This is a genomic window from Streptomyces sp. NPDC004788 (assembly GCF_053601115.1).
The window spans coordinates 24,645-37,103 of record NZ_JBSGBF010000032.1; the positions used below are offsets into that span (position 1 = coordinate 24,645).

Consider the following 12,459-nt stretch of genomic DNA (forward strand, 5'->3'; position numbering starts at 1 on the left):
GGGAGCAAATCGGGCGGGGCACACTGGCACGCATGCGCCTCCCCCTCCCCCGGCCCCGCAGCCTCGCAGCTCAGCTCTTCGCGATGCAGGTCGTGCTCGTGGCCGTCGTCGTCGCCGGATGCGCCGTCTTCGCGTACGTGACGGACCGCGCCCAGGCCGAGGAGACGGCGCGCCGCCAGTCGACGGCGACCGCGACGGCCGTCGCCGCCTCGCCCTCGGTGGTCGCGGCGGCGCGCGCGGCGCGGACGGTGAACCCGACGACGGTGCTCCAGCCGTACGCGGAGGAGCTGCGCCGGCGGACCGGTGTCACCTTCGTCGTGATCATGGCCCCGGACGGCACCCGCTGGACGCACCCGGAGCCGGAGCAGATCGGCCGCAGCTACCTGGGACACATCGCGCCCGCCGTGCGCGGCGAGACCTTCTCCGAGACGCACCTGGGCGTGCTCGGGCCCTCGGTCCGCACGGTCGCGCCGGTCCGCGACCACGCCGACCACGACCGGGTCATCGCCCTGGTCAGCGCGGGCATCACGATCGAGCGGATCAGCGAGCAGGTACGGGAGCAGGTGACCGCGCTGCTCGGGATGGCGGGCGCGGCGCTCGCGCTCGGCGGCGTCGGCACGTACGTGATCAACGCCCGGCTGCGCCGGCACACCAAGGGGATGAACGCGACGGAGCTGAGCCGGATGCACGACTACCACGAGGCCGCGCTGCACGCGGTGCGCGAGGGTCTGGTGATGCTGGACGGGCAGCGGCGGATCGCGCTGATCAACGACGGGGCGCGGGAGCTGCTCGGTCTGGCGGACGACGCCGTGGGCCGCTCCGCGGCGGAGCTCGGGCTGCCGGCGCCGCTCACGGGCGCGCTGCTCGCGTCGGAGCCTCGGGTGGACGAGCTGCATCTGACGGACGAGCGGGTGCTCGTGGTCAGCACCCGCCCGGTGGTGGGCGGCGAGCGCCGCGGCACCGTGGTCACGCTCCGGGACCGCACCGAACTCCAGGCGCTCTCCGGCGAGTTGGACTCGGAGCGGGGCTTCACGGAGGCGCTGCGCTCGCAGGCCCACGAGGCCGCGAACCGCCTCCACACCGTCGTGTCGCTCATCGAGCTGGGCCGGGTCGAGGAGGCGGTGGGCTTCGCCACGGCCGAACTGGAGCTGGCGCAGGCGCTGACCGACCGGGTGGTGAGCGCGGTCGGCGAGCCGGTGCTCGCCGCGCTGCTGCTCGGCAAGGCGGCGCAGGCCAACGAGCGGGGCGTGGAGCTGGTGCTGACCGAGGACAGCCGGATCGACGACGGCGTGCTGCCGGTGTCGCTGCCGGCCCGCGACCTGGTGACGATCCTCGGGAACCTCGTCGACAACGCGGTGGAGGCGGCGGGCGGCACCGTCCCCGCGCCGCGCTCGGCCGGCCCGGCCCATGAGCCGGGATCGCTCGGTGACGCGCCGACGGCTCCGCGCAGCGGCCGGGTCACCGTGACCGCGCTCGCCGAGGACGGCGAGCTGCTGCTGCGGGTCGGCGACAACGGGCCGGGCGTACGGCCCGAGGACCGCGCCGCCGTCCTGGACCGCGGCTGGTCGACCCGGGGCCCGGGCCGCGGCCTCGGCCTGGCGCTCGTCCAGCAGGCGGTGACCCGGGCGTCGGGAAGCCTCACGCTCGCCGAATCCCCGCTGGGCGGCGCGGAGTTCACGGCCCGGCTGCCCCTGGACCGTACCTCCGCACGTACCGCCGGACCTGCGCTCGGCCCCGACGCCGACCGTGCGGCCGGACACACCCCCGGCCCCGACGCCGACCGTGCCGCCGCCGGCACCCCCGTCCGTACCGAACCGGAGACCGCCCTGGAGGCGCGCGCATGAGCGACATCGCAGCGAAGCCCGGCATCCGGGTGCTCGTGGTCGAGGACGATCCGGTCGCCGCCGACGCGCACGCGCTGTACGCGGGACGGGTGGCCGGGTTCACGGTCGTCGGGGTCGCGCACTCGCGGGCCGAGGCCGTGCGGGTGCTCGACCGGGTGCCGGTGGACCTGATCCTGCTCGACCTCTACCTGCCCGACGGGCACGGACTGCAGCTGCTGCGGGCGCTGCGCGCGGCCGGGCACGCGGCGGACGTGATCGCGGTGACGTCGGCGCGCGACCTGGCGATCGTGCGGGAGGGCGTGTCGCTGGGGGTCGTGCAGTACGTGCTCAAGCCGTTCACCTTCGCCACGCTGCGGGACCGGCTCGCCCGATACGCGGAGTTCCGCGCGTCGGCCGGGGAGGCGTCCGGGCAGGACGAGGTGGACCGGGCGCTCGCGACGCTGCGCGCCCCGCAGCCCGCCGCGCTGCCCAAGGGGCTGAGCGGGCCGACCCTGGAGGCGGTGACCCGCTCGCTGCGGGCGGCGGCCGACGGGCTCACGGCGGCGGAGGCGGGCACGGCCGTCGGGATCTCGCGGATCACCGCGCGCCGCTATCTGGAGCACCTGGTGACGGCGGGGCGGGCGGCCCGGGCCCCGCAGTACGGACAGATAGGGCGGCCCGAGCTGCAGTACCGCTGGCTCGGGGAGGCCGAGCGAACGCCCCGCGCCTACTGATCAGTTCCCATCTTCCTACGACCATGAGCGTTGGGTGAACGCACCGTAGCCAGCGGTCACCCTGCGCTCCTACCGTGGCGGGGTGCACCAACCCTCTCCACCCTTCAACGCCCTCGCCGCCCGCCGGCTGCGCGAGGGCCTCGGCATGCAGCCCGGCCACGTCGCCTACGGTCTGCGCGCCCAGTACGGCCTCCTCGTCACCCCCGAGATCGTGATGGCCTGGGAGCGCGGCAGGATCGCGCCCACCCCCCAGGAGCTGACCGCGCTCGCCGGGGTCCTGTGGTGTTCCCCGGCCGAGCTGCTCGCCTCCGCGACCACCCTGCGCGAGCACCGGCTGGCCCGCGCCCTGGCGCCCGAGGACCTGGCCCGCCGGGTGGGCGTCGACCCCTCCGCGTACGTACGGATGGAGGAGTCGGGCGAGTGGCGCGGCAACGAGCGCCAGACCGCCGCCCTCGCCGAGGTCCTCGGCCTCGGGCCGCGCGCGCTGCTCACCGCGACGGGCGCGGACGGGAAGCTGGCCGGGCTGCTGCGGGACGCGGCGACCACGCGCTGGCAGGGGTACGTGAAGCCGGTCGTGAAGCTGGTCCTGCTGCCGAAGCAGTCGGTGGAGAACGCGCTGCAGCAGCTCTTCGACGACTACCACGCCCGGATGGCGGCGACGAGCAGCTGGGGCGCGTCGGGGGCGACGGGCGACGCGGGCCGCGCGTACCTCGACGAGATCACGGAGCACTTCTGGACGGCCGTCGGCCAGTAGCCGCGGCCTCCTTCGGCCGCGACCTCCTTCGGCCGTGACGGCGCGGCTGCCGTGCCTCAGTCCCGGCGGTCGAAGCTGAAGAGCTGGCCGCGGGCGTCCGGCCGGCACGGCGCCTGGGCGAGCGAGGCCCACGCGGCCTTCGGGTCGCCGACGACGGTGACGCAGCCGCCGGGGACCGCGGAGCCGGCCGGGAGGATACGCCAGCCGGTGACCGGGGTGCCGTACGGCGCCAGGACGAAGCCTTCGACGCGGGTCGGGTCGCCGCACTCGGCGTCCTCGAGGGCGGCGCCGGGTATCCGGCCGCTGCCCGGTATCCCGGCGCAGCCGGGGCCGTGGTCCGGGTGGTCCGTGACGATCCGCCAGGTCGCGGATCCCAGCCGTTCGAGGGCGTAGGACGGCACGTCCGCGTCCGCGCAGTCCCGCTGGTGGACCTGCCCGCTCGGGCTGCCGCGCCGCTCGCCCAGGCACAGGTCCGAGCCGACGGCCCGGATCCGCACCGGGCCTTCGTCGGGTGCGGTGAGCGCCGGGTGCCGGCGGTGGCCCGGGGCGCCGTCACGCATGACGGCGACCACGCTGACGGTCGCGAGGACGAGCCCGGTCACGGCGATGCCGGCGACGAGGGTGCGGCGCAGCCGGGAGCGCGGGCCGGGCGGCTCCTCCTCGGGGACGGGCGTCTCGTCGGGCACCGCCGCTTCGCAGCCGGGCCAGACGAGCGGACCCTCTCCCGGGTCGTCCCCCGGGTCGTCCCCCGGCTGGTCCTCCGGGTCGTCCCCCGGCCGGTCCTCCGGCCGGTCCCCTGGCTCGTCCCCCGTGGCCATGCCTGCCGCCCCTTCGCCGCCAACCCAGGGGTCAAGCCTTGTTGATCGCGACGCCGGGCTCAAGCGGGGATTCGGCCCGCCTCGACCCGGCTCAGCCCGGCCCGGCCCGGCTCAGCCCCGCCCGGCCCGGCTCAGCCCGGCCCGGCCCGGCCCGGCAGACCACTCGGAGGCCTCAGAAGACCGACTCGGCCTCGCGCATCCGGTCCTCCGGCACGGTCTTCAGCTGGGTGATGGCCTCGGCCAGCGGCACCATCCGGACGTCCGTCCCGCGCAGCGCCGTCATGTTGCCGAAGTCGCCGTGGTGCGCGGCCTCCACCGCGTGCCAGCCGAAGCGGGTGGCGAGCACCCGGTCGTACGCGGTCGGGGTGCCACCGCGCTGGACGTGGCCGAGGATGACGGGCCGGGCCTCCTTGCCGAGGCGGCGCTCCAGCTCGTACGCGAGGGCGGTGCCGATGCCCTGGAAGCGCTCGTGGCCGAACTGGTCGATCTCGCCCTTGCCGTAGTTCATGGTGCCGTCGGCGGGGTGGGCGCCCTCGGCGACGCAGATGACGGCGAACTTCTTGCCGCGCGCGAAGCGCTCCTCGACCATCTTGACCAGGTCGGCCGGGTCGAAGGGGCGCTCGGGCAGGCAGATGCCGTGGGCGCCGGCGGCCATGCCGGACTCCAGGGCGATCCAGCCGGCGTGCCGGCCCATCACCTCGACGACCATGACGCGCTGGTGGGACTCGGCGGTGGTCTTGAGCCGGTCCATCGCCTCGGTGGCGACGCCGACGGCGGTGTCGAAGCCGAAGGTGCGGTCGGTGGAGGAGATGTCGTTGTCGATGGTCTTCGGCACGCCGACGACGGGCACGCCGGCCTCGGACAGCATCCGGGCGGCGGTGAGCGTGCCCTCGCCGCCGATCGGGATGAGGGCGTCGAAGCCGCTCTTCTCGATGAGTTCCTTGGCGTTGTCGCAGGCGGCGCGGAAGCGGGCGCGCTCCAGGCGGGAGGAGCCGAGGATGGTGCCGCCGCGGGCGAGGATGCCGCTGACGGCGTCGAGGTCGAGGCGGCGGTAGCGCCCGTCGAGCAGGCCCGCGTAGCCGTCCTCAAAACCGATGACCTCGTCGCCGTAGTGCGTCACGGCCCGGTGCACGATCGACCGGATCACCGCGTTCAGGCCGGGACAGTCGCCGCCCGCTGTCAGAACTCCGATGCGCATCGTGCTGGGTCTCCTGCTCGGTAGTGGTACGTGTGAGCCGCGTCGATTCTCACACGGTCGGCGGTGCGGGCGCGCTCGCTGCTACTCCGCGTCCGCGGCCCGGGCAGGCCCTCGGGGGCCTTTGGTCCCGGGCTTCGGGGCCCTTCGTCCAGCGGGCGTCGTATCGAGCCGCAGGGGTATTGTCAAGAGGGCATTGCCGCCCTATCGGTGGTTTTTACACACACCGGCTTGACATCAAGCCCATGGGAATTCGGACAGGAGACCACGGCGTGACGCGCAGCGTGTACGTGACCGGGATCGACCGCGGGGACGGCCGGCAGGTCGTCGAGCTGGGAGTCATGGAGCTCCTCACCCGCCAGGTGGACCGCGTCGGAGTGTTCCGGCCGCTGGTGCACCACCGCCCGGACCGCCTCTTCGACCTGCTGCGCGCCCGCTACCGGCTCACCCAGGACCCGGCCACCGTCTACGGCATGGACTACCACGAGGCGTCCGCGCTCCAGGCCGAGCGGGGCACCGACGAGCTGGTCTCCGTCCTGATCGACCGCTTCCACGCCGTGGCCCGCGACTACGAGGTCGTGCTCGTCCTGGGCACCGACTTCGCCGACACCCAGCTGCCGGACGAGCTGGCGCTGAACGCCCGGCTCGCCAACGAGTTCGGCGCCTCGGTGATCCCGGTGGTCGGCGGCAAGGGCGCGACCGCCGAGTCCGTGCGGGCCGAGGCGCGCAACGCGTTCCGCGCCTACGACGGGCTCGGCTGCGACGTGCTGGCGATGGTGGTCAACCGGGTCGCCGGCGAGGACCGGGCCGGGATAGCCGAGCGGCTCGCCGCCCGGCTGCCGGTGCCCTGCTACGTGGTCCCGGACGAGCCGGCCCTCGCCGCGCCGACCGTCGCCCAGATCACCCACGCGCTGGGCGCCTCCGTCGTCCTGGGCGACGACGCCGGGCTCGCCCGGGACGCCCTCGACTTCGTCTTCGGCGGCGCCATGCTGCCGAACTTCCTCCACGCGCTGACGCCGGGCTGTCTCGTCGTCACCCCCGGGGACCGGGCCGACCTGGTCATCGGCGCGCTCGCCGCGCACTCGGCCGGCACCCCGCCGATCGCCGGTGTGCTGCTCACCCTCAACGAGCGGCCCAGCGACGAGATCATCACCCTGGCCGCGCGGCTCGCGCCGGGCACCCCGGTCATCTCGGTGGCCGGCAACAGCTTCCCCACCGCCGCCGAGCTCTTCTCCCTCGAGGGGAAGCTGAGCGCGGCGACCCCGCGCAAGGCGGAGACCGCGCTCGGTCTCTTCGAGCGCCACGTCGACACCGCCGACCTGCTGCGCCGGCTCTCCGTGGCCCGCAGCGGCCGGGTCACCCCGATGATGTTCGAGCACGAGCTCCTGGAGCAGGCCAGGGCCGACCGGCGCCGGGTGGTGCTGCCCGAGGGCAGCGAGGAGCGGGTGCTGCGCGCCGCCGACGTGCTGCTGCGCCGTGACGTCTGCGACCTCACCCTGCTCGGCGACGTCGAGGTCATCCGCAAGAAGGCCGCCGACCTCGGCGTGAGCCTCGGCGACACCCAGCTGATCGACCCGCAGACCTCCGAGCTGCGCGACGCCTTCGCCGAGAGGTACGCGCGGCTGCGCGCCCACAAGGGCGTGACGGTGGAGCTGGCGTACGACGTCGTCTCGGACGTGAACTACTTCGGCACCCTGATGGTCGAGGAGGGCCTGGCCGACGGCATGGTGTCCGGCTCGGTGCACTCCACGGCCGCGACGATCCGCCCCGCGTTCGAGATCATCAAGACGAAGCCGGACGCCTCGATCGTGTCGTCGGTCTTCTTCATGTGCCTGGCGGACAAGGTGCTCGTGTACGGCGACTGCGCCGTCAACCCGGACCCGAACGCCGAGCAGCTCGCCGACATCGCCGTCCAGTCCGCGGCCACCGCCGCCCGCTTCGGCGTCGAGCCGCGCATCGCGATGCTCTCGTACTCCACCGGCACCTCGGGCTCCGGCGCCGACGTCGACAAGGTGCGCGAGGCGACCAAGCTGGTCCGCGAGAGCCACCCGGAGCTGATGATCGAGGGGCCGATCCAGTACGACGCGGCCGTCGAGCCGTCCGTGGCGGCGACCAAGCTGCCCGGCTCGGAGGTCGCCGGCCAGGCGTCCGTGCTGATCTTCCCGGACCTCAACACCGGCAACAACACCTACAAGGCCGTGCAGCGCTCGGCCGGCGCGGTCGCCGTCGGCCCGGTGCTCCAGGGCCTGCGCAAGCCCGTGAACGACCTCTCGCGCGGCGCGCTCGTCAGCGACATCGTCAACACCGTCGCCATCACGGCGATCCAGTCCCAGGCCCAGGAGCTCCCGGCATGACCACCCCCACCCGCGTTCTGGTCCTCAACTCCGGCTCCTCGTCGGTGAAGTACCAGCTGCTCGACATGCGAGACGACAGCCGCCTGGCGCAGGGGCTCGTCGAGCGGATCGGCGAGGAGACCTCGCGGCTGGTCCACACCCCGCTCCAGGGGGGCGGCGCGGAGCGGCGCGAGAAGAGCGGGCCCATCGCCGACCACGCGGCCGCGCTGAAGGCCGTCGCCGAGGAGCTGGCCGCCGACGGCATCGGCCTGGACTCCCCCGAACTCGCGGCGATAGGCCACCGGGTGGTGCACGGCGGGCTGCGGTTCACCGCGCCGACCGTCATCGACGAGGAGGTCCTCGCCGAGATCGAGCGCCTGGTGCCGGTGGCCCCGCTGCACAACCCGGCGAACCTCACCGGCATCCGTACGGCCATGTCGCTGCGCCCCGACCTGCCGCAGGTCGCCGTCTTCGACACCGCCTTCCACACCACGATGCCGGAGGCGGCGGCGCGCTACGCCATCGACGTGGAGACCGCGGACGCGCACCGTATCCGCCGCTACGGCTTCCACGGCACCTCGCACGCGTACGTCTCCCGGGAGACGGCGAGGCTGCTCGGCAGGGCGCCCGAGGAGGTGAACGTGATCGTGCTGCACCTGGGCAACGGGGCCTCCGCGTCGGCGGTGGCGGGCGGCCGGTGCGTGGACACCTCGATGGGGCTGACCCCGCTGGAGGGCCTGGTCATGGGCACCCGCTCCGGCGACATCGACCCCGCGGTCATCTTCCACCTGATGCGGAACGCGGACATGTCGGCCCAGGACGTCGACGAGCTGCTGAACAAGCGGTCCGGGCTCGTCGGACTGTGCGGCGACAACGACATGCGGGAGATCCGGCGCCGGATCGACGAGGGCGACCAGCGCGCGGCGCTCGCCTTCGACATCTACGTCCACCGGCTGAAGAAGTACATCGGCGCCTATTACGCGGTGCTCGGCCGGGTCGACGCGGTGGCGTTCACGGCCGGGGTCGGCGAGAACGCGGCCCCGGTGCGGGAGGCCGCCATCGCCGGCCTGGAGGAGCTGGGCCTGGCGGTGGACGCGGACCTCAACGCCGTCCGGTCCGACGAGCCCCGGATCGTCTCGCCGGAGTACGCGCGGGTGGCGGTGGCCGTCGTGCCGACCGACGAGGAGCTGGAGATCGCCCGACAGAGCTACGCACTTGTGAGCGAATCGACCCCTGAAGGAGTGAACGCCTGAGCGGCCCCCCGCCCATTTGTACTTTCCACCAGACGGAATATTCCGCCGCGAAACAAACCGATAGGATCCGCCTCATGCGCCGTTCCAAAATCGTCTGCACGCTGGGCCCCGCCGTCGACTCCTATGAGCAGCTGAAGGCTCTCATCGAGGCCGGCATGAACGTGGCCCGATTCAACATGAGCCACGGGACCCAGGCAGAACACCAGGAGCGGTACGACCGTCTCCGCCGGGCGGTGGCGGACACCGGCCGTGCCGTCGGCGTCCTCGCCGACCTGCAGGGCCCCAAGATCCGTCTGGAGACCTTCGCGGAGGGCCCCGTCGAGCTGGTGCGCGGTGACGAGTTCACCATCACCACCGAGGACGTCCCCGGCGACAAGTCCATCTGCGGCACCACGTACAAGGGCCTGCCCGGCGACGTCTCCAAGGGCGACCAGGTCCTCATCAACGACGGCAACGTCGAGCTGCGCGTCGTCGAGGTCGACGGCCCGCGGGTCAAGACGATCGTCGTCGAGGGCGGCGTCATCTCCGACCACAAGGGCATCAACCTGCCCGGCGCGGCCGTCAACGTCCCGGCCCTGTCCGAGAAGGACGTCGAGGACCTCCGCTTCGCGCTCCGCATGGGCTGCGACATGGTCGCCCTCTCCTTCGTCCGCAACGCCGAGGACGTCAAGGACGTCCACAAGGTGATGGACGAGGAGGGCCGCCGGGTCCCCGTCATCGCCAAGGTCGAGAAGCCTCAGGCCGTCGAGAACATGGCGGACGTCGTCGCCGCCTTCGACGCCGTCATGGTGGCCCGCGGCGACCTCGCCGTGGAGTACCCGCTGGAGCGCGTCCCGATGGTGCAGAAGCGCCTCGTCGAGATGTGCCGCCGCAACGCCAAGCCGGTCATCGTCGCCACCCAGATGATGGAGTCGATGATCACCAACTCCCGGCCGACCCGCGCCGAGGCGAGCGACGTCGCCAACGCGATCCTGGACGGCGCGGACGCGGTCATGCTCTCCGCCGAGTCCTCGGTCGGCGCCTACCCGATCGAGACCGTGAAGACGATGTCGAAGATCGTCGCCGCGGCCGAGGAGGAGCTGCTCTCCAAGGGCCTGCAGCCGCTGGTCCCGGGCAAGAAGCCGCGCACGCAGGGCGGTTCGGTCGCCCGCGCGGCCGCCGAGATCGCCGACTTCCTCGGCGGCAAGGCGCTGGTCGCCTTCACCCAGTCCGGCGACACCGCCCGCCGCCTCTCCCGCTACCGCGCGACCCAGCCGATCCTGGCCTTCACCACGGACGAGAGCACCCGCAACCAGCTCACCCTGAGCTGGGGCGTCGAGTCCTTCCTCGTCCCGTTCGTGGACAACACCGACGCCATGGTCGACCTGGTCGACGCCGAGCTGCTCAAGCTCCAGCGCTACAACCAGGGCGACACCATGGTCATCACCGCCGGCTCGCCCCCCGGCGTCCCCGGCAGCACCAACATGGTCCGGGTGCACCACCTGGGCGGCGGCGCGCGCGACTGACGTACGGCGCCTTCCGCGCGACGCCTCACGCACGACGGAGCCCCCGTCCCTCCTCGGAGGGACGGGGGCTCCGTCGTGTGCGGCTCCCGGAAGGGTCTCGCTGTCGTCCTGCGGTCAGCTCGGCTCGATCGTGTTCCGCAGGCCCGGCACCGTGAGCGTGCCGCCGAACTGGCCGGCCTGCTTCACCGTGCAGCTGGTGAAGATCGCCCACGGAACGTCGAGCGGCGGCGGGGTCTCGGGGCTGAAGGTGACCGGGATGAGGCCGAAGAGGTTCCCCTTCAGCTCTTCCGTGTACATGGTCACCGTGCCGTTGCGCATGGTCGACTCCGACCCGGGGTTGGAGCGCACGTGGCCGGTCAGCCCGTCGGAATGGACGGTCAGCTGGTGCAGGTTCCAGATGTCCACCTCGTCCGCGGTGAACTTGAGCACCTTCTTGATCTTGCCGCTGCCCGTCTTCACCTCGACGATGCCGTGGTACTTGAGCCCGCGCAGCTCCAGCTTGCTGGTCTGGAGGATCCACGGGTCGTCCGGCAGCAGCGGCACGCCCTCGTCCAGGTCGGCCGCGGCGAGCGCCTGCGGGTCGGGCGTCGGGCACGGGAAGCGCGGCTTGGCGCCGTCCGGGATGTCCGTGTCCTTCTTGGCGTCGAGGCCCTTGGCGGAGTCGGCCAGCTCGGTGGTGGTGGCACCGGCCTTGTCGGCGGCGGCCTTGATGGCGTCCTTGGTCTTGTCGACCGTGTCGTCGGCCGTCTTGTCCACGGTCTTGCCTGCCGTCGCCGTCGGCGTCGGGGCCGCCGAGGACGTCGGCGCCGTGGGGGCGGTGGAGGCCGTGGGGGCGGTCGAGGACATCGGCTTCGGGGCGGCCGTGGTCGCCGTCGGGGCCGGGGCGGCATCCTTGCTCGTCGCCGTGAGGCCGAGCAGGCCACCCAGCGTGTCGCCGAGACCCAGCGGGTCGAGCGGGTTGGTCGACTTCGTCGCGGTCGGCGTCGGCGCGGACGTGGACGTGGACGTGACCTTGGGCGCGGACGTCGTGCCGGCCGGCTGCCGGGTCGGCGCGGCGGTGGTCGCGCCCGGCGTGGGCTCGGTGCTCGCGGAGGTGTCCGGCGTCGGCTTGTCGGTCGCGGTGGCGCTCGCCGTCGGCTTCGGGGACTGCGTCCCGTCGGGCTTGGCGGTGCCGGTCGCGTCGGGCGTCGGCTCGTCCGAACGGGTCACGCAGGGGCCGGGGGCGAAGGGGATGTCCGTGCCGTTGGTGTCGGCGAGGGCGAGCCGGGGTGCCAGGCCCATGCCCACGAGCACCGCGGTGGGCATGGCCGCGAGGGCCATCGCCTTGCCGGCGGGCACGTGGATCTTGTTCAGGAAGGACTTGCGGGGCGCCGCGTGGCGCGGCCCTCTCGTCGTCCCGGCCGACTGTGTTTCGTCACCCCGCACTGTTCCTCCCGCCGTTGGCTTCGGTCGTGGTCTCGGCCACCGGCGCCTCGCCACCCTGCTGGGGGATCAGCGGCTGGGTCATGCCGGTCGTGCCGTCGTGCAAGTGGTGCTCGGCCGGGGCGGTCTCGGCCATGGCCACCACCGCGGGCTGTTCCTCCGCCGCCGCTTCGGCCGGCTGCTCCGCCTCGGGGTCGGCCGGCGCCCAGGACGCGGACATGCCGCCGCCGACGAGGGCGAAGAGGAAGCCGACGACCAGACCGCCGAAGTTCGACACGGGGATGGAGATGAGCCCGAGCACGATCGCCGCGATACCCGCGAAGACTCTGACCATGGGCTGGAACCACATCGTGAGTCCCAGCGTGATGAGCAGGACGCCGATGATCAGCGCACCGGCGCCGGCCGTCGTCGCCATGGCCAGCGTGACGTTGCCGAGCCGCATGTCGCCGTACGGCAGGTAGGCGATCGGCACGCCGCCGATCATGGTGAACAGGCCCGCCCAGAAGGGCCGCGTCTGCCGCCAGACACGGAACTTGTTCTCCTTGCGAACTCCGCGGGAAGCAGTGGTGTCGGCGCTCATGGAAACAGCTCCCTGAAAGCGGTGGTACTGAGAAAAAGGTGC

10 protein-coding genes are annotated in these 12,459 nt (G+C 73.2%); 6 read left to right on the forward strand and 4 right to left on the reverse strand.

What is annotated here, in order from left to right; all coding sequences use genetic code 11:
• The first annotated feature begins 32 nt into the window (after positions 1-32).
• The 3 genes from ACWEJX_RS16565 to ACWEJX_RS16575 all read left to right on the forward strand — a co-directional run bounded on the left by ACWEJX_RS16565 (position 33) and on the right by ACWEJX_RS16575 (position 3,311).
• A complete protein-coding gene (locus ACWEJX_RS16565; protein WP_451608148.1) occupies positions 33-1,844 on the forward strand; it encodes a sensor histidine kinase in 1,812 nt (603 codons plus the stop codon).
• A complete protein-coding gene (locus ACWEJX_RS16570; RefSeq protein ID WP_451608149.1) occupies positions 1,841-2,557 on the forward strand; it encodes a response regulator in 717 nt (238 codons plus the stop codon). Before ACWEJX_RS16565 ends, ACWEJX_RS16570 begins: the two co-directional genes overlap by 4 nt.
• A gap of 145 nt (positions 2,558-2,702) precedes the next feature.
• Positions 2,703-3,311 carry a helix-turn-helix domain-containing protein gene (locus ACWEJX_RS16575; protein WP_451608190.1) on the forward strand — a complete coding sequence of 203 codons (609 nt, stop codon included), beginning with the start codon at positions 2,703-2,705 and terminating at the stop codon, positions 3,309-3,311.
• 56 nt (positions 3,312-3,367) lie between these two features.
• On the opposite strand, the gene ACWEJX_RS16580 is transcribed toward ACWEJX_RS16575, so the two are convergent.
• A complete protein-coding gene (locus ACWEJX_RS16580) occupies positions 3,368-4,129 on the reverse strand; it encodes an RICIN domain-containing protein (RefSeq protein ID WP_451608150.1) in 762 nt (253 codons plus the stop codon).
• A 172-nt stretch (positions 4,130-4,301) separates the two neighbouring features.
• Entirely contained in the window at positions 4,302-5,327 is a 1,026-nt protein-coding gene (locus tag ACWEJX_RS16585; RefSeq protein WP_451608151.1) for a 6-phosphofructokinase, read from the reverse strand.
• A gap of 269 nt (positions 5,328-5,596) precedes the next feature.
• On the opposite strand from ACWEJX_RS16585, the gene pta reads away from it, so the two are divergent.
• From pta to pyk, 3 genes are all read left to right on the forward strand, one after another.
• Complete coding sequence (gene pta, locus ACWEJX_RS16590) at positions 5,597-7,678, forward strand: phosphate acetyltransferase (protein WP_451608152.1); 2,082 nt, start codon at positions 5,597-5,599, stop codon at positions 7,676-7,678.
• Positions 7,675-8,910, forward strand: coding sequence for an acetate kinase (locus tag ACWEJX_RS16595; protein WP_451608153.1), 1,236 nt, complete (start codon positions 7,675-7,677; stop codon positions 8,908-8,910). The genes pta and ACWEJX_RS16595 overlap by 4 nt, the downstream gene beginning before the upstream one ends.
• Before the next feature lie 74 nt (positions 8,911-8,984).
• A complete protein-coding gene (gene pyk, locus ACWEJX_RS16600) occupies positions 8,985-10,415 on the forward strand; it encodes a pyruvate kinase (RefSeq protein WP_451608154.1) in 1,431 nt (476 codons plus the stop codon).
• A 114-nt stretch (positions 10,416-10,529) separates the two neighbouring features.
• On the opposite strand, the gene ACWEJX_RS16605 is transcribed toward pyk, so the two are convergent.
• Entirely contained in the window at positions 10,530-11,840 is a 1,311-nt protein-coding gene (locus ACWEJX_RS16605; RefSeq protein WP_451608155.1) for a hypothetical protein, read from the reverse strand.
• Entirely contained in the window at positions 11,830-12,417 is a 588-nt protein-coding gene (locus tag ACWEJX_RS16610; protein ID WP_451608156.1) for a DUF6114 domain-containing protein, read from the reverse strand. The genes ACWEJX_RS16605 and ACWEJX_RS16610 overlap by 11 nt, the downstream gene beginning before the upstream one ends.
• Positions 12,418-12,459 lie beyond the last annotated feature (42 nt).